At 65.2% G+C, this 17121-nt stretch carries 18 protein-coding genes; 13 read left to right on the top strand and 5 right to left on the bottom strand.

The features are described 5' to 3' along the window. Nucleotide 1 precedes the first annotated feature (1 nt). From bet to ASE61_RS26240, 4 genes are all read right to left on the bottom strand, one after another. Nucleotides 2–1459 carry a phage recombination protein Bet gene (gene bet, locus ASE61_RS00725; protein WP_061963702.1) on the bottom strand — a complete coding sequence of 486 codons (1458 nt, stop codon included), beginning with the start codon at nt 1457–1459 and terminating at the stop codon, nt 2–4. Nucleotides 1460–1470: 11 nt separating this feature from the next. Then, on the bottom strand, nt 1471–2451 hold the full coding sequence (locus ASE61_RS00720) for a hypothetical protein (protein WP_061963700.1): 981 nt from the start codon (nt 2449–2451) through the stop codon (nt 1471–1473). A 227-nt stretch (nt 2452–2678) separates the two neighbouring features. Next, nucleotides 2679–2987: a hypothetical protein gene (locus ASE61_RS00715; protein ID WP_061963699.1), complete on the bottom strand. Its 309-nt coding sequence runs from the start codon at nt 2985–2987 to the stop codon at nt 2679–2681. Beyond that, entirely contained in the window at nt 2987–3265 is a 279-nt protein-coding gene (locus tag ASE61_RS26240; protein WP_156406945.1) for a hypothetical protein, read from the bottom strand. The genes ASE61_RS00715 and ASE61_RS26240 overlap by 1 nt, the downstream gene beginning before the upstream one ends. Nucleotides 3266–3493: 228 nt before the next feature. Between ASE61_RS26240 and ASE61_RS00710 the strand changes: the two genes are divergently transcribed. The 8 genes from ASE61_RS00710 to ASE61_RS00665 all read left to right on the top strand — a co-directional run bounded on the left by ASE61_RS00710 (nt 3494) and on the right by ASE61_RS00665 (nt 11864). Continuing rightward, nucleotides 3494–6229, top strand: coding sequence for a hypothetical protein (locus ASE61_RS00710; protein ID WP_156406944.1), 2736 nt, complete (start codon nt 3494–3496; stop codon nt 6227–6229). 9 nt (nt 6230–6238) lie between these two features. Then, nucleotides 6239–6640 (top strand): hypothetical protein, encoded by a 402-nt coding sequence (locus ASE61_RS00705; RefSeq protein ID WP_061963695.1) that lies wholly within the window; start codon nt 6239–6241, stop codon nt 6638–6640. Further along, nucleotides 6640–6834 (top strand): hypothetical protein, encoded by a 195-nt coding sequence (locus ASE61_RS00700; RefSeq protein WP_061963693.1) that lies wholly within the window; start codon nt 6640–6642, stop codon nt 6832–6834. The genes ASE61_RS00705 and ASE61_RS00700 overlap by 1 nt, the downstream gene beginning before the upstream one ends. Further along, nucleotides 6831–8405: a hypothetical protein gene (locus ASE61_RS00695; protein ID WP_061963691.1), complete on the top strand. Its 1575-nt coding sequence runs from the start codon at nt 6831–6833 to the stop codon at nt 8403–8405. Before ASE61_RS00700 ends, ASE61_RS00695 begins: the two co-directional genes overlap by 4 nt. Then, on the top strand, nt 8405–8680 hold the full coding sequence (locus ASE61_RS00690; protein ID WP_061963689.1) for a hypothetical protein: 276 nt from the start codon (nt 8405–8407) through the stop codon (nt 8678–8680). The genes ASE61_RS00695 and ASE61_RS00690 overlap by 1 nt, the downstream gene beginning before the upstream one ends. A 236-nt stretch (nt 8681–8916) precedes the next feature. Continuing rightward, a complete protein-coding gene (locus ASE61_RS00685) occupies nt 8917–9171 on the top strand; it encodes a hypothetical protein (RefSeq protein ID WP_061963687.1) in 255 nt (84 codons plus the stop codon). 1521 nt (nt 9172–10692) lie between these two features. Further along, nucleotides 10693–11127: a hypothetical protein gene (locus ASE61_RS00670; protein ID WP_061963681.1), complete on the top strand. Its 435-nt coding sequence runs from the start codon at nt 10693–10695 to the stop codon at nt 11125–11127. A 77-nt stretch (nt 11128–11204) separates the two neighbouring features. After that, a complete protein-coding gene (locus tag ASE61_RS00665) occupies nt 11205–11864 on the top strand; it encodes a hypothetical protein (RefSeq protein ID WP_061963679.1) in 660 nt (219 codons plus the stop codon). A 58-nt stretch (nt 11865–11922) separates the two neighbouring features. Here ASE61_RS00665 and ASE61_RS00660 read toward each other — a convergent pair whose 3' ends face one another. Next, on the bottom strand, nt 11923–13278 hold the full coding sequence (locus tag ASE61_RS00660) for a D-glucuronyl C5-epimerase family protein (protein ID WP_061963677.1): 1356 nt from the start codon (nt 13276–13278) through the stop codon (nt 11923–11925). Between the two features lie 229 nt (nt 13279–13507). On the opposite strand from ASE61_RS00660, the gene ASE61_RS00655 reads away from it, so the two are divergent. The 5 genes from ASE61_RS00655 (at nt 13508) to ASE61_RS00635 (ending at nt 17120) form a co-directional block, all read left to right on the top strand. Beyond that, nucleotides 13508–14356 carry a glycoside hydrolase family 108 protein gene (locus tag ASE61_RS00655; protein WP_061963675.1) on the top strand — a complete coding sequence of 283 codons (849 nt, stop codon included), beginning with the start codon at nt 13508–13510 and terminating at the stop codon, nt 14354–14356. After that, nucleotides 14353–14595, top strand: a complete 243-nt coding sequence (locus ASE61_RS00650) for a hypothetical protein (RefSeq protein ID WP_061963673.1) — start codon at nt 14353–14355, stop codon at nt 14593–14595. The genes ASE61_RS00655 and ASE61_RS00650 overlap by 4 nt, the downstream gene beginning before the upstream one ends. 237 nt (nt 14596–14832) lie before the next feature. Next, nucleotides 14833–15195, top strand: a complete 363-nt coding sequence (locus tag ASE61_RS00645) for a hypothetical protein (RefSeq protein ID WP_162260045.1) — start codon at nt 14833–14835, stop codon at nt 15193–15195. Continuing rightward, nucleotides 15185–15547 carry a hypothetical protein gene (locus ASE61_RS00640; RefSeq protein ID WP_061963669.1) on the top strand — a complete coding sequence of 121 codons (363 nt, stop codon included), beginning with the start codon at nt 15185–15187 and terminating at the stop codon, nt 15545–15547. Before ASE61_RS00645 ends, ASE61_RS00640 begins: the two co-directional genes overlap by 11 nt. A 685-nt stretch (nt 15548–16232) precedes the next feature. Further along, the gene (locus tag ASE61_RS00635) at nt 16233–17120 is read left to right on the top strand and encodes a Ku protein (protein ID WP_061963667.1); all 888 of its coding nucleotides are present in this window, start codon (nt 16233–16235) and stop codon (nt 17118–17120) included. The last annotated feature ends 1 nt before the right edge of the window (nt 17121 follow it).

Here is a 17121-nt window from a genome sequence, read left to right as displayed (position 1 = left end):
CTCAGCCCTGACCTTCGGCGGCGCGGAGATCGTCCATGCGCGCCTTCCAGAGCGTGCGAAGAGCCTGACGCGTCTTGTCGTCGAGGATCTCCCGGTTCTCATCGTCGCCATACCAGCGCTTCTTCAGCGCCTCGGCGTCGGTCATGGTCTCGATGTAGCCGCGGATATGAGCTTCGAGCTCGGCGGCATCTATCTTCTCGGGCTTCTTCTCCGTCTGCGCCGCAGCCTTGGGCGGCTTGTCGCCCGGAAAGTCGTCGTCGGGATGCCCGCGCTCATCGGGGCCAACCGGATCGCCCATCTCAGCTGCGGCCGCTTCGTTCGCGGCGACCTCCTCGGCCTCGTCCGCCGCCTTGATCCGCGCCTTCGCCAACTCGTACCGGCGCTGCGCATCCTCCTGATCCGACCGCGTCAGGCTATTGTAGATCGTGAGACCGCGCCCTTTGCCGCCGGTATAGGCGTCCAAGGCATCAACGCTGTCGATCTGGTCGAAGGTCTCCTGCAGCTCCGTTAGGAGCGCCTGGCCTTCGTAGGCGTCATCCTGCTGCTGCTCGCCTTGATCCTGCTGCTGCGCCGGCTGGCGGCCGCTCGTGACTTTCGTGTTCTCCGGCTTGGTTTCGGCGGGCTTCGGCGCGGCGCGACGTGCAGGCTTGACTTCCTGCTGCGGCTCATCGCGGCTCGGTTCATCCTGCTGGACCTCGCCGGTCTCGGGGGCGCCGGTCTCGACATGCGCAATCTGGCGGGTAACGGGCGGTGCAGGCGGCAGGCGGCGCTGAGAGACTTCGGCCACCTCGGCGACGGCGACATCACCCTCGACGCGGCGTCCTTCCATCTCCTCTGCGGTGAGCTGGTTGCCGAGCTCCTCCGGGAACGCCTTGCGCAGCGCAGCTGCTTCGGCACACTTCTCGATCTGGCCTTCGGGCCGGCTCTGCCACATGTCGTTCGGCAGGTCGGTGTTGCCGATCGTGGCGCAGCTCTCCAGCCACTTCACCTTCGGGCCGACGAACTTGCAGACGCGATCGCCCAGCACGCGATACACCGTCATCCGGCACCATTCCGGGAACTCGACCGTGACCGTCTGGTCGACCCAGCCGTCGCCCTTCTTCACTTTGCCGGTGAACGTCCTCTCGATGGTCGGGCCGAACTCGGCTTCGTCGCAGCCGGCATACTGTCCGGTGCGGAACGCCGTGGTCCGAACTTCCGATATCCCAGGCCAGATCGTCTCGACGTAGGCCTTCTTCTTCGAGTCCCACATCGGCACGATGTGAACCGGCTTCTTGAACGGATCGAGCTTGCGCGCCTTGCAGTAGGACAGCGCCATCACGACGGAGTCGGGTGTCTTGGCGAGCGGGTAGACAGCCTCGACCAGCGCCTTCCAACCGCTCTTGTCGATCTGGAAGCGATCCTCGACGGCGGGATGGTAGGGCAGGCGTGGCGGCTGCAGTTCGACGAGCGCGTTCATGATATCGGACCTCAGACAGTGACCATGCGGGAGCGGACGATGACGCCGGGTGCGGGCGTCTCGCCGACGCCGTGGTTTCGGGCAAGATTATTGGCGGCCGTTTCGAGCGCGCTGAGGATGACAACGCTCTTCATCTTGCCGAGGAAGGCAGCGAAGGCTTCGTGGTCGGTGATCTCGCCGTAGCGGCGCTCGACCAGTGACGTCTTCCGCCCACGCGAGCCGCTGGACACCTTCTCCGGCTCGGCCGCCGATGGTGGTGGCTCTGCTTCGCGGCCGGCTGCAGCAGCAGCCTCGGCCTCAGCGCGCTTTCGAGCAATCTCCTCGTCGCGAAGGCGGCGCTGCTCGACCTGGAACGGATTGATGACCCGGTCCTTGATGGTCTTCGCTGCGGTTTCGAGCCCGTCGCGCGTCGGGAAGAACTTGTTGTCGACCTCGCGGCCGCCATCGAGCCACGGCTGCTTCTCGACCTTGTGCGCGGCGATGACCTTGGCCTTGGCCTCGGTCAGCGTCTTCGCGAGATTCGACGCGATATCGGCGTCCTCCTCGGTCTTTGCTCCGCCTGCCTTCACAAGATTGCGTGCGGATTCGAGATGGCCCGCTGCCTCGGCGAGCAGAGCCTCGACGCTGCCTTCCGGCGGGGCGTTGTCGCCCATACCGCCGCGCTGATCCTTCTTGAGCGGCGTTCCGTCCGGCCAGACGCCTTTGTCGAGCGCGGCCAGATAGGCCTCGTGCTCGACCGCGACGAGCTTCGGCCAGGTCTTGGCGAGGAACCCCGACCACTCTGCACCGCAATCACGATCGATTGCATCGGCGCCATTGATGGACGCGAGCCACGCGCCGTCCTTCCACGTCGCGACGGGCAAGGCCGTGCCTGCGATACCGTTCGGCAGCTTCCAAAAGCCCGCGAAGATGTCGCTATCAGGCTTCGGCGAGCCCTTGTTGGCTTTCAGGGCGGCCCATGCAGACCAGTCGTTCTCGGCGGTATCGCTCATGGCGGTTCTTTCGGTTTGGGCTAGGGGAGCGCCGCAACGCTCCCCGTTCTGTTTTCAGGTGGCTCGCTGACCAGACCCCTTGTCTGGGGCGAGCGGCGGGTTGGAGATGTTCCCGGGCCATTGCGGTGGCCCCCGTGAGGACTGGCGGACGGTCGGCTTCAAATGACCGGGGTTCGCCAGCGGAGTGCTCGCCAAAAGGGCGATGATCAGGATCGCCAGAGCGATCATCAGAAGACGGGTTCCTCGGCGGCGACCTCTGGTGTGGCTCCGGCCATGTAATCGGCGGGAGGCGGAGAGGGCGGCTGCTCAGCGGGCGGGTCGAACGCATCAGGCGCGAGCCAGAGCGTGATCGGCTCGACGCGCGGCTCCGCGGTGCGCCATGCCTTGCTCGACTCCATCACCACGAACATCGTGCCGGGGTGCTTCAGAGCGAGCCGCTTGGCCTCCGTCTCGGCCAACAGCGGGTTCGGGTGCTGCATGGTCGGGACGGGCTTACCGACGCCCCAGACAAGCCAGAACTTGTGCTGATCGGCCATCACGCGGCTTGCTCAGCGACGGCGGGGCCGGGTGCGAGGGGTCGCGCGGGCTGCCCGACGGATGGCTGCTGCTTGCGGAACACATCCGTTGGTCGATTGATGTCGGCGTACTCATTCAGCACGCGGCCGAGGCGCAGGATGTCGGCGCCATCGAAAGCGGAACGGTTGGCGAGCTGCTGGCGCGCGAAGCAGTCCGCGTTGACGAAGGCGGCCAGCACATCAGCACTGGTGCGATCGTCCTTTTCGGAGACGGACTTCAGGAGTTCTGTCAGGCCCATATCGGGCTCCTTTCAAAGCAGGCCCAGCGGGAAGTCGCGGCCAAGGGCATCACCACGCTGAACGAGCAGTCGAGGGCGATCCAGGACAGCATCGCCGTTTCGAAGGCGCAGACTGCGGCGCTGCGAGAAGGCGGGGCTGCAGCTGCCGAGGTCGCACGCATCCGCAAGGAGGCTGAACAGCAGGCCCGAAACACAGGCGGCGATGTTGAGGCCATCTTCCTGGAGCGGGTGAACAAGGAGATTGCCGAATCCCAGCGCCTTCTCGCCGAGAAGCTAGCGCAGCAGCGTGAACAGGTTTCCGTTCAGAGCCGGGTCAACGCGGAGGTTAAAGCCGGCAGCCTGTCCGAGCAGCAGGCTTCCGAGCTGCTCCAGCGCCGTACCACGCTCGAGGCGGAGAAGGCGCGGCTTCTCGCCCTCGGAGTGAAGGATCAGGGCGATATGAATGCCCGCCTTCAGGAATACGAACGGGCCATGGTCGCGGCGAACAATGCGCAGCGCGAGATGCAGGCGCTTGGCATCCTGTCGAACCAGCGCGACCAGATCGAGATGCTGAAGCTCGAGGTCTCCCTGCTCGGCCGCTCGACGGAGGAGCGGAACCGCGCCGTGGCGGCTCTCCGCGCAGAGCAGCAGGTCAGGAAACTTGGGGTCGATGCTAAGAGCGACATCGGCAAGAGCATCATCGACAACGCCAAGGTCGAAGCCGACCTCAACTCCACCAAGGATCGCTTCGTCGACTTCGGCAAGGAGCTGTCGACCATCCTTGGCGGCGCCTTCGATGATTTGTTCTCGAACGCCGACAAAGGATTCAAGGGTGTCGCGGAAAATGCGCTGAAGAGCTTCTCCCGGCTCGGCACGCGCCTGATCGAAAACCAGATCCTGAAGCCTCTGCTGTCGGGTCAAGGCTTCAATTTCGGCAGCCTCACCGCTTCGAACGACAATTCGCTGTCGCCCTCGACCTTTTTCAAGGGCATTGAGAAGGCGTTCACCGACGGCTGGAAATGGATCACCGGCGCCAGCAGCGGAGCCGGTGCGACGTCAACCGTCAGTGGAGCGCCGGCGGCCAGCGGATCAAGCTTTGGCGGTATCGCGGCCGTTGGTGTGGCGGGCCTCGCCGGCTTCGGTATGGGCCAGCAGTCGCAGTCGCCCCTCATGGGGGCGCTCGGCGGCGCGTTGGCCGGCGCAGCGGCTGGATCAGCATTCGGGCTTCCCGGCATGGCGATCGGAGCGTTGATCGGCGCGGCCGGCGGCGTGCTTGGCGGCATCATGGGCCAGCAGGCTGCCGGCAAGCAGCGCCGCCAGCAGATGATTCAGGCTGCGATGGAGTACCAGCAGAACTGGGAGCAGATTCAGCCGGACGTCATGCGGCAGCGCTCGATCTGGCGCGGCGAGACCGAAGGATCGCTGACTGGCTCGTTCCGCGAGGCGCGTTCCAGCTTCACCAACGCGGCGAAGACGGCGCAGCTTGCTGGCGACACCAACGCCGTCTTCGCGATGGAGCGCGACCTCGGCACCTATCTCGACAAGATGGCAGGCGAGTTCTGGCGCTCCTTTGGCGATACGCTGCGCTCGCTCGATGCGGGCTCGGGACCGAACGGCCCCTTCATGCAGGCGCGCAGCCAGATCAAGCAGGTCGGCGAGGCGCTGAAGGGCTTCGTCACGGATACGCAGACGGTCGGCGCCAACGTGCTGATGGCTCGCAAGGCGAGCCAGGATTATGCGCTGAGCCTGATTGTCGGCGAGACCCGCCTGACCGCAGTCCAGACCGAAATGGAGCGGATCACCGGGACGGCTGCCGGCTTGCAGGATGTGCTGACGGATCTCGGCCTCTCGTCGGAAGTTGCGGCGGCGGCGATCCAGCAGGGCGTGGTGAAGGCCATGCAGAACCTGCGGCAGAGCTTCACCAACGACCTGCAAGGCAAGCTCAATGACGCGCTCGGCCGCGGCTACATCAACGATGTCGTCGACCTCTTTGTCGAGCGCTCGACGCTGCGCGCCGATGCCGGCCGCCTCGGCCTGCCCACCGACCAGGTCGAGCAGTATTTTGCCGCCGCGGCGCAGCAGATCGTCGACAATGCGAGGCTGACCGGAGACGCCTTCACCAACCTCGTCGGGATGTTCCCGGAGCTCAACGGCCGGGTCCACGCTTTCACGGGCGCATTGGGCAGCCTCGAGGACCGCCTCGCCGCGGCGGCGCAGCGGGCACAAGGCTATGAGGACCGGCTCTTCGCCGCGACGAACGACAATTCGACGCTGGCGGGGGCGCTGGCCGAATTCAATCGCCGCGCGGCGCGTGAGCGTCAGGACGAGATCGCGGCCGGAGGCGAGCATATCCTGTTGCTCGAGCGCACGCTGGCGGCCGAGCGTGCCAAGGTCGTGAAGGACTTCAACGACCAGATCGTCGAGCAGCAGCGCGCCTCGATCGACTCGATCCAGCGCTATCTCGACGATCTGCGCGGCGGCTCCTCCTCGACCCTGTCGCCGACCGACCGGCTGCGCGAGGCGCAGGCCTCCTATCAGCGCGAGCTGGCAATGGCTCGCTCCGGCAACGCGGAATCGGCGAACGGCGTCACGCAATATGCCCAGGCCCTGCTCGAAGCGTCCCGTGCCTATTACGGCTCGGCCGGTGGCTATCAGGATGCGTTCCGGTCGGTGAACACGGACCTGATGGGGCTGCAGAAGCTGTTCGGCGGTTCGCCGACGCTGAGCGCCTCGGAGATTCCGACGGGCGCGATGACGGCGCCCCCGCCCATGGCCGCCGCCGATACCCGCATCGTTGATGGGCTCGCCGCGCTGCGCAGCGAGAACGCCAGCCAGCGAGCCGAGATCGCGGCGCTGCGGGCGGATCTCGCCCGGCTCGTGGCAGCCCTGATCACCGCGGAAGGCGACGGCGCCGAGAAGGTGAAGGGCGCGGTCGACAGGCTGACCAACGAAACGCGGCTGGCTGCCAACCGGCCGGCCGCCTGAGGACACATCATGGCGAACCTGACGTCCTATGCCCGCAAGAAGCTCGGCGATCACCTTGTCGGGCACACCGCCTGGACCATGCCAAGCCCGGTCTATCTCGCGCTGTTCACGGCTGATCCCGGCCTGTCCGGCTCCTTCGCCGCCGAGGTATCCGGCGGCTCCTATGCCCGGGTCAACATCTCGGCGGCGCTGAGCGATGCCGATACGACCTCGGGGCTGATCGTCAACACCACGGTCATCACCTTCCCCACGCCCTCTGCGGGCTGGGGCGTCGTCACCCATGTCGGCCTCTGCGATGCGGGCGCTGCCGGCAACCTCCTGACCCGCCAGCCGCTCAGCGTGGCACGGCTGATCGTCTCCGGCGATCCGTTCATGCTGCTCGAAGGCCAGATCCAGTTTTCCTTCGCCTGATGCTGGCCGGATCACCCCTTGGCGAGTTCGCCCTCACGGAGCTGCGGCGCTATCCGCTGCTCTGCGAGGCCGTGATCGTGCTGGAAAGCGAGGTCGACGGCACCAACGATTTCTCCGAGATGATGGATGCCGGTGTGAAGGATTTCGTCATCGTGGCCGAGATCTCGGTCGCGCCCTATGGGGTGATCTCGTGATCGCCGCCGGCGTCATCGCGGGGAACCCGCTCGCCGACCTGCCGCTCGCCAACTTCGCCTTCGGCGGCGCGATCCTGACTTCGCAGGTCTCCGAATCCTCCACCTTCCGGCTGTTCGCCGGCACTGCCGAGATGGCGACGCAACCCGACGACGATCCGGCGAGCGAGCCGATCTGGGGCACTCTGCAGCAGGCGCTGCGCTTCGAGCGCTCGCTGCTCTCCGGCGAGGAGATCGGCGCGCTGACGGTTGGCTGGGGCGAGATGGTGCTTATCAACACCGATGGCGCCTATGACAGTTTCCTCGCCGGCTATGCGGTCGACGGGCGCGATCTCACCCTGAAGCTCGGCCGCGCCGGCTCCGCCTATCGCCGTTTCGAGACCGTCTTTCGCGGCACCATGGCGGGCTGGGATATTCAGGAAGACACCGTCGTCGTCTCAGTGCGAGATCGCGGCAACCTGATCGAGGTGCCGGCACAGGACGCGGTCTATGCAGGGACCGGGGGCATCGAGGGCGGTGAGGAGCTGAAGGGCAAGCGTCGACCGGCCGCGCTCGGCGAGCTCATCAATGTCTCGCCGCCGCTGCTCGATCCCGCGCTGCTGATCTACGATCTCAACGACGGGCCGATCGAGGCCGTGCTCGCCGTCCGAGACCGTGGCGCGGCGCTCACTGCTGGCGTCGACCATGGCAGCTACAACTCGCTGACGCTGGCGACGGTGGCGCCGGGCAGCTACGCGACCTGTCTGGCGGCGGGGAAGGTCCGGCTCGGCGCGCAGCCTGCCGGCACTGTCACGGTCGATCTCAGCGGCGACAAGGCCGGCAGCGTCTATGTGTCGAGCACGGCGCGCATCGTCGAGCGGCTGCTGCTCGCCCGCACCCGCCTGGTCGCGGACGATCTCGATTCCTACGCCTTCGCGGCGCTCGACGCGTTGCAGCCGGCGCCGGTCGGCTACTGGCTGGGCGCGGATGACGGCCAGAGCGTCGCCGACGTCGTCGGACGCCTCGTTGCCGGTATCGGCGGTTTCAGCGGCTTCGGTCGCGACGGCCGCTTCGGTGTCGGGCGGTTCGATCTGCCTGATGGCGTGCCGAGCGGTCGATATGGCCGCGAGGACCTGCTGACGATCGACAGGCTGCGGCCCCCGGGCGCGATCAACCCGCCGCCCTGGCGCTACCGCACGGCCTATGCCCGCAACTGGACCGTCCAGACGGATCTGGCGGGACTGGTCCTAGCGGCGACTGTCGCTCGTCTCGCCGCGCCCTGGTCGGTGGCGCAGTGGGATGACCGAACCATCCTCGCCCGCCATCCGCTCGCGCAGGACGCGGCCGTGATCGAGAGCTTCTTTCATCACGAATCCGACGCCTTCGCCGAAGCCGAGCGGCGCCTCGACCTCTTCGGCCGGCCGAGCTCGCTCTACCGCTTCACCGTCCACGGCCGCCCGTTCCAGCACGAGGTTGGTGGCGTCGTGCATGTCACCTATCCGCGCTGGGATCTCGGCGCCGGCCGGCTCCTGCGCATCGTCGCCGTCTCCGAGGACTGCGACGCCAACACCGTCGAGATCACGGGTTTCGCCTGATGTCCTCAGCCCTAGCCTTTCGCAACCTGGCCGATGCCGGGAGCCTCGCTGCGTCCAGTGGTGCCGCGCGCATGCCGGTCTCGCTGCTGCAGAACGTGCATGTCGCCCGGAAGTGGCGTTCGCTGGACGGGGCTGCGCAATTTTTGATCTGCGACCTCGGCTCACTGCAAATGCTCGACACGATCGGGCTCTTCGGGCTGACGCTGGCGCTCGGCCATGTCGCCCGCATCCGCGTCTCGGCTCTCGACAATACCGGGCTCGTCGGCGACCGGTAACGGATGCGGTCGACCCGGCCTATGGCACGCAGGTCGCGCTGCTGCCGGCTCCGGTCGAGGGTCGCTTCATCCGGATCGATCTGGATTCGCCMAGYGACTATGTCGAGGCCGGCCGGCTCTTCRTYGGGCAGCGCCACGCGCCGCGCATCAATTTCTCCTTCGACTGGTCGCGGAACTTCCTTGACCGCTCGCGACGCACCACGGGCCGCGGCGGCCAGATCTTCGTCGATCGGGACGTGCGCCATCGCACCGTCACGCTGTCGTTCGGGGCGCTGCGCGCCAGCGAACGCCTGTCCTGGCTCGAAGAGATGGATCGCGAGAACGGCGCCTCGCGCGACCTCCTGCTGATCACCGATCTCGATAGCGCCAATCTCGGCCGGGACTCGCTCTGGGGCCTCGTCGACGAGGTGAGCCCGGTCCTGCAGCCGATGGGCTGGCTCGACGGCGAGCCGATCTATTCCAAGTCTCTCACGCTGACGGAGCGCCTCTGATGGCCNCTGCTGCTGATCACCGATCTCGACAGCGCCAATCTCGGCCGGGAYTCGCTCTGGGGCCTCGTCGACGAGGTGAGCCCGGTCCTGCAGCCGATGGGCTGGCTCGACGGCGAGCCGATCTATTCCAAGTCTCTCACGCTGACGGAGCGCCTCTGATGGCCTTACGCGTTGCTGACCGGGTCCGCGAGACCTCGACCACGACAGGAACCGGCTCGATGGCGCTCGCCGGCGCAGTGTCCGGCTGCCGGACCTTCGCACAGGCCATGCTGGTGAACGATACCTGCTGGTANCTCGACCACGACAGGAACCGGCTCGATGGCGCTCGCCGGCGCAGTGTCCGGCTGCCGGACCTTCGCACAGGCCATGCTGGTGAACGATACCTGCTGGTATTGCATCGAGATGGGCTCGAGCTGGGAGGTCGGCATCGGCACGCTGACCGCCAGCACCACGCTGGCGCGCACCACCGTGCTCTCCAATTCGCTCGGCTCGACCGCCAAGATCAATTTCGGCGCCGGGACGAAGAGCGTCTACGTCACGATTCCGTCGGCCATCTTCAGCGACGAGCCGCTGCCGATCGGCCTTACCGCAGATGACCTTCACGCGGTCCGCCGCGACTATGCCGATGCCAGATATCGACGCCTAGGTCAGGCGCTCGACATGGCTCATGTGGTCGCGCCGGCTGCGCCACCGGCCGGCACCAGCCGCTTCTATGCCGACGCGGACGGCATCCTGCGCAAGCTGATTTCGACCGGCGAAGACTATCCGGTCTCGGGTTACCGCCTTGCCGACGGCACCGCGGCGGGGGTCGCCACGCTGGACATCGCCATCCCCAGCGGCTTCCGCGAGGTCGAGATCTACCTGCACCACATGCAGCCTGTGACGGCGGGCGAGATCATGCAGATGCGCCTCGGCGCCAGCACAGCAGCCTATTATTCCGGGGCGACCGACTATCGCTATGCCCATCACAACGTCGATTCCGCCGGCGCCGANTTGAGATCTACCTGCACCACATGCAGCCTGTGACGGCGGGCGAGATCATGCAGATGCGCCTCGGCGCCAGCACAGCAGCCTATTATTCCGGGGCGACCGACTATCGCTATGCCCATCACAACGTCGATTCCGCCGGCGCCGATACTGCGGTCGCGTCCGCGGGCGCTTCCGCGCTGCCGGTCATCCCGGTCGGCCAGCTCAAATCGGGTTCCAACGCCTCGACGCGCATCCTGCTGCGCGCAACCGACGTGCTGAATTACAGCCACCTCCTCGAGGTCTTCGGGCTCTGCTCCAACAATACCGGCGGCGCGCTGAACGTCATGCGCGGCGGATCGCGGCTGATGGCCGCTGGTGCCTCCGCCTCGCGGATCGGGGCCGCGCGCTTCTTCTACGGGGCCGGGAATATCGAGCAGGTCCGCTACGAAATGTACGGGAGAATGTGATGCTGCGCGCCGTTGTTGAACTCCGTCAGGTCCAGGGGGCCGGGAATATCGAGCAGGTCCGCTACGAAATGTACGGGAGAATGTGATGCTGCGCGCCGTTGTTGAACTCCGTCAGGTCCAGATTGGCGAAGGCGATGAAGCCTCGGCCAGGTTCATCACCGAAACCGTGATCGTTGATATGACGCCGGACGAGCAGGCCGAGCACCTAGCCTCTCTCGCCGATTTGCCCGGCCCTGCGGTGGCTACGATCTCCGACCGCCAGTTCGCGCAGCAGCTCGCCGAGCTCGGCAAGATCAGTGAGGCCGAGGCGCTGGCCTGGGCGGCGCGCGGCGAGCCGCCGGCGGCGCTGGAAACCGCGATCGACAAGCTGCCGGCAGAGGAGCGCTTTGCCGCGCGCATGCTGCTCTCCTCGGCTACGAAGTACGAATTCGGCCATCCGCTGTGTCCGAAGCTCGGCGCTCTGCTCGGCTTCGACGAGCTGGCCCGGCGAGACCTCTGGATGGCTGCCGCGCTGCTCTGAAGCGGCGCACACGGGTCCGCCCCACCACCCCATCCACCCGCCGCCTCCGGGCGGCTTTTTCATGTCTGGAGACTGCAATGTCCTATCTGTCGAGTTCCACCCATGCGGCCGTGATCGCCGATGCCGCCGGCACCGTTCCCGGTCTCTATGCCTCGGTTCGCTCGATCTTCATCGCCGATCTGCCGGCCGCGCTGCAGACGCTCCCGGAGGATCAGCTGAAACTTGCCTTCGCGACGATCCTCGCCTTCGACCTCAAGCCCTATGGCAACGGCGGCGGCCTCGACCTCGCCAGCAATCTCGCCGCCGCCGACCTCAATTGCGACAACTACTGCATCCTGGCGATCGAGCTCTATCGTCTGTTGAGCCCGACGCCGGGTGCAGAGCCGAAGCTCATCGGCTGGAATGGCGGCGCCGTCGGGAACCATGCCCAGATCTTCATGACCGCATCCGGTGTGCACCTGATGGCCGATCCGACGATCGGCCTACTGGTGAAAGGGCAGACGCTGGATGGCCTGACTCGGGGCTATCCGCCGTCGTCGGGCCATACGAAGTCGTTCTTCGCCTTCAACTCCGGACGGACGAACGTGGCGACGCTGAACAGCAATGTGCAGACCGCCGTGGCGCTCGGCACCTATTACACCAGCCATCTTCTCTACTTCTTTCCGGAGCTCGAGGACTATGTGTCGGCTCCGGGGTCGTCGGCCTGGGCTACGCCCCAGAGCTGGAACATCAGCTGACAGGATGATGTGTAATCGTCCGGGAGAAGCGCCACGGCGCCTCCCGGACGATGACTTGCTATCGAGCGGGCAGGCCGGGTGCATCTCGCAAAATGGGTCCAGATGCCCCTGCCTGACTCTGATCTCGCTCGGTGGCCAGGTCATAGCCCCACCATCGATCGGCGACGGATAGAAACCAGCTGCTTCCCGTCTGCTCGCCCAAGCGCTTCATGAGCCTGGAATGCCAGCGCTGATAGATGCGCGAAAGCTTAAAATCAGAGAGGTATTGGATCGGGATGATGTAGGTCGCCGTTCCAGCCGCAGACGACGACGGAGCAGTGTCCGGACTCAACCGATAGTATTCGTTAATGTCCGGACGCAGCCCTGCAAGGCCGACGCCGGAGAGGCGGCCGGAAAAGTCGATTCTGAGCCGGTACGTCTGATTGCGAGCATCGTTCAGAAAGATAGGACCCGGCAAATTTGCCTTGAAGAGCGAATTTGCCTTGTCGACGGAAACAAGCTCCAACGGCAGCTCCTCTCCCGTTGGAGCGATGACTGCGCCGCTATTGACAGTTACGGGCTCTGTTTCACCCTTTACGAGGAACAGGATGCCTGTGACCCGCGGCACCAGGTCGTATTTCGTCCAGTAACCGGTGTCATAGAGCGACGCGAGCTTCTCGATGGTCGCCAAACCCTGATCAGCAATCGACTTGATCGCCGGATCTCCGGTTTCCTTGGCAAGGTCATAGAGAGCAACCAAGGAATAGAGGTGGCCATTCAGAATGTGAGGGCTGTGCTCGCCGGGGACCGGGACCTCTTCATAGAATGGAAGTCCATCCACTCTTCCGACCAGGCCCCCGTCTTCTATGGGGGTTCCATAGGCTTTGGCGGCTCTGACGGCGAGGTCTAGATATTGGCGATCCCGGCTCACCCTGGCTGCGTAGATGAGTGCGTGGATAGCCCTCGCTTCTGAGAAAGCGGAGCTCCAGCCTGGGAAGACCGTGAAGGTGGTATAGTAAAGCGGGAGCGGATAGGACCAGGTGATGCCGCCTTCGGGTAGATCGACCTTGTTGTCGACGAGCCATTTGAGAGCGGCAAGCTGGGCAGGCGACATGGTTGGACGCTGCGCTACTATGGTCTCGATGTATAAGCCGGCGGTCCCCTCGAGGCCTTTGTCCGCAAGCGCCTGCGTCGCGACATTAAAGGGGTGGTAGTAGCGCCGGCCGTTTTCGAGGATGAACGAGACGACGCCATTTTCGTCCGTTCCAGGCTGCGCGGCCTCATATGCACTGGCGATGGCCGGAGCAATGCTTCCATCTGGCAACCGTTCGACGATCCTGAATTCAGTTTTCGCCGTAACCGGCAGAGGACCGATAGAGGCAAGCGCTAGCGCCAGGGCGAGGATCTGACGTGCCGAAATCGGCCAGTGCTGCACGAAATCGCGCTCCCTGATTGCAGGTGGCGTCTGCCTGTCGCGGCATCTTGCTCAGAGCCGAAACTGAGAGATGTCAGCGCTGGCACTCGCACACAACCCGCCGCATCGAACGGCGCTGCGGACCGTTCGATCATCATCTGAAACTTCGTCTCTCGCAAGGCTCCCCATTTTCTTGAGGGCCTTGATTCCGCTCGCCGCACCGCGGGCTTTTCATGCTCGGAGCATCTAAATGACTGCGCAGAATTTCGCGCCGGCGCTTTCGCGCGCCCTGGTGCATGAAGGTGGCTTCTCGAACCATCCTGCTGATCCCGGTGGCGCCACGATGAAGGGCGTGACGCAGCGCGTCTATGACGCCTATCGACAGCGACGCCACGTCTCAAAACGTTCGGTTCGGCTGATCGACGAGAACGAGCTGCAGGACATCTATCGCCGCCAGTATTGGAATGCCGTCAAGGGCGACAAGCTGCCGGCCGGGGTCGACTATGCGGTGTTCGATGGTGCCGTGAATTCGGGGCCGGAGCAGGCTGTGAAATGGCTGCAGCGCGCGCTCGGCTCGATCAAGGTCGACGGCCAGATCGGCGAGGCGACCCTCGCTGCGATCGAGCGCCATCCGGATCACGACCGACTGATCGCTGCCATGCTGGATCGCCGTATCGCCTTCCTGCAGGCGCTGAGGATCTGGCCGACCTTTCGCAAGGGCTGGTCGGCGCGCGTGGCGCAGGTTCAGCAGATCGGACAGGCCTGGGCGACGGGCTCGGTCGGGCCGCAGCCGACCTTCACCGGCGGCAATGCCAAGGCGACGATCGACCAGGCAAAGCCTTTGCCCGGCAAGGGCGCGGCCGATGCGGCTACCGGCGCCGGTGTCGGTACCGGAACGCTCGGCGGCGTGCTGGAGCAGGCGCGGCAGACTCTCGATCCGCTGGCTGCGGGCTCGACCTGGATCGCGAATGTGGTCACGGCCCTGGTCATTACCGGCGTGGTGCTGACAGCCGGCGGCGTCGCCTATCGCTGGTATGCGAGCCGGAAGGCGAAGCGCCTCGCTGACGCGCTCGATCTGCCTGCCGGTGTCGCGGCATGACTGTCCTGGTCGCGCTCGCCGCCGCTGCCCGCAACACGCCATGGCAGGCCTGGGCTGTCCTCGGCCTCCTGCTCGCCGGCGGCATTTATGGCTGCCAGCAGCGCCGGGAAGGCGCCGCCGGCGCACTCGTCGAAATCGAACGCAAGCAACAGGAGCAGGCCGATGCGGCACGTAAAGAGGTTGATCGCCTGCGCGGTGGCGCTGACCGCAGCCGCGTGCAGCAGTTCGACCGTGACTGACGGCTGCCGGATCTTCGCGCCGATCTACGGCTCTTCTCGGGACACCCTGGAGACGCGCTCGCAGGTCGATCAGCACAACGCCAAAGGGGTTGGGGCCTGCGGCTGGAAGGCGGGAGCATGATGCCATACCGGAATCATCCGCTACCGACGCGGCTCTATCTCGGGATCGCCGACCATTTCCCGGCCCGCCGATCCGAATGGGTCCTGGCCGGCATCATGGTCGCGTGGGGTTGGATATTGATCTCGCCGGCATCAACCTTCGCCGGCAACCGCGCATGGTCGCAGATGGCGGCCATGATGAGCGAAGGCGCCTGGGGCTGGTTCGCGATCGGTGTTGGCACTTTCCGCCTGCTGGCGCTCATCATCAACGGCACGTTCGCCGGCACCTGGTACGGCAGATGGTCGCCGCACGTCCGGGCGCTGGCATCCTTCCTAACCTGCTTTCTCTGGTTCCAGATCAGCTTCGGCCTCTGGGCATCCGACGCGGCGACGACTGGCCTTGCTGTGTACCCCGGCCTGCTTGTGCTCGACGCGATGAACATCGTCGCGGCGACCAAGGATGCCGCGGGCATGGACAAGGCCGTATCGGATGGACGCTAGCGCACTCACCACCGAGAATATCGTCGCTACGGTCGTCGCCGGCGTCGGCATCGGCATCCTGGGCATCTGGAAATACCTGAAGGAGCTGAAGAGCCCGACGACTGCCAGTGGTGACCGTATCATCCCTGGCCTTTCAATCGCCGACATGCAGCCCATTCGCGATCTCGCCACGGCGCAGGGCAGGTCCGCAGATGCCGCTGAGCGCACGGCCGCAGCTCTGGAGAAGATGCTGCTTCTCAGCCAGGAGCGCGCCGAAGACGCCGAGATTGTCCGTCGCGCCGAGCTGATGGCGCAGGAGATGCTGAAGCACCTCGGAGAGACCACGCCCGCACGGCGAAGACGCGGAACATGATGCCAGCGATCGCGTTCCCCTAATCTCCCGTACCACCTCGGACAGATTCAAAACTCGGCCCCGTCAGCTCCGGCTGGCGGGGGTTTTTTTGTCTTGCGTATTCAACCCAAACTGCGTCTGGCGAGATGAGCGATGGCCGCTTGCCGGGTTGGCTCATCCAGATCCAAAATCCGCGCTCTATCAGAGCTGCGGCTTCTTCGAGGGTTTGGGCGAAGATCGCATTCGCCGCGAGATGCTGGCGAGTACCATGCTTCGGGTCTGCCAGCTGATACCCGTTCTTCGAGTGATGCGGATACTCAGGGCCGCCAGGCCGTGGCGCAATTCGCTCGATCCAAAGAACCTTGCCTGACATCCGCCGCCCCGCTCGGTCGCACTCGCAGCGAGTTAGCGGACAGGCCCCCGACGATCAACTCTTGGCCCGGCCTGCTCGCGCGGCGCCGGGCCTTTTTCATTTGAGGCATCTCTTACCATTTGGGGGCTTCGCCGCCGTTCCGCGCCGTTACGCTACCTGTGAAGGAGCGCGGAGTGGAACCGATACTGATCGCCGGCGGCATGATGGCAGTGGTCGCCATCGCATGGTGGATGAGCAGACACTGGCGCCTCTGAGCGTAGATCACCCGTAGCAGGAACGATTCCGCTCGCCGCCCGTTCGCGACTCGTTGTGGAGTTGCGTCAGGAGTTCGCCATGGCTGGTCACCGTGCGCAGTGGAAAGGCTTCATCAAGTTCGGCGAGGTGAGTTGCGGCGTGGGGCTTTACACCGCCGTCAGCACTTCGGATCGCATCGCGTTCCATACGCTGAACAAGCCTACCGGAAATCGCGTCAATCGAATCTTCGTCGACAGCGAGACCGGCAAGCCGGTGGAACGCGAGGACCAGACCAAGGGCTTCGAGGTCGAGAATGGCCAATACGTCATGATCGATCCGGAGGAGGTCGCGGCCACCATTCCCCAGAGTAACAAGACGCTCGCCATCGAAAATTTCATCCCGTGCTCCGATGTCGATGACGTCTATTTCGACAAGCCGTATTACCTCGTGCCGACCGACCGGCTGTCCTCCGACGCATTCATCGCGCTGCGCGACGCCATGGCGAAATCCAAGGTCGCTGCCCTCGCGCAGACCGTGCTCTTCCGGCGCGTCAGGACGGTTTTGATCCGAGCGCACGGCAAGGGTCTGATCGCGACGACCCTGCAGTACGACTACGAGGTGCGTTCGTCGGAGAAGGCATTCGAGGAAATGCCCAAGCTTCGCATCAAAGGCGAGATGCTCGAGCTGGCACAGCACATCATCGCCACGAAGAAGGGATCGTTCGACCCCGCGGAGTTCGACGACCGATACGAGGCCGCGTTGGCGGACTTGGTCAAGGCCAAGATTGAAGGCAGGGCCGTGCCGAAGCGCAAGCAGGTCAAGGTTTCGAAACCGGATGACCTTCTCGCCGCCCTTCGCGAAAGCGCCAAGGCGATGGCGGAGGGGGCGCACACTCGGCCGGCGGCAAACGCCAATCGCGGGACAGCTCCCAACGCTAGGCGCGCGTCGGCACCGGCCTCACGGCATCCGCAACGCAAGGCGAGTTGAG

The organism is Allobosea sp. Root670 (genome assembly GCF_001429415.1).
GTDB lineage: Bacteria > Pseudomonadota > Alphaproteobacteria > Rhizobiales > Beijerinckiaceae > Allobosea > Allobosea robiniae.
Note: the sequence above shows the minus strand (reverse complement) of the source record. Positions and strands in the feature narration are given on the sequence as shown.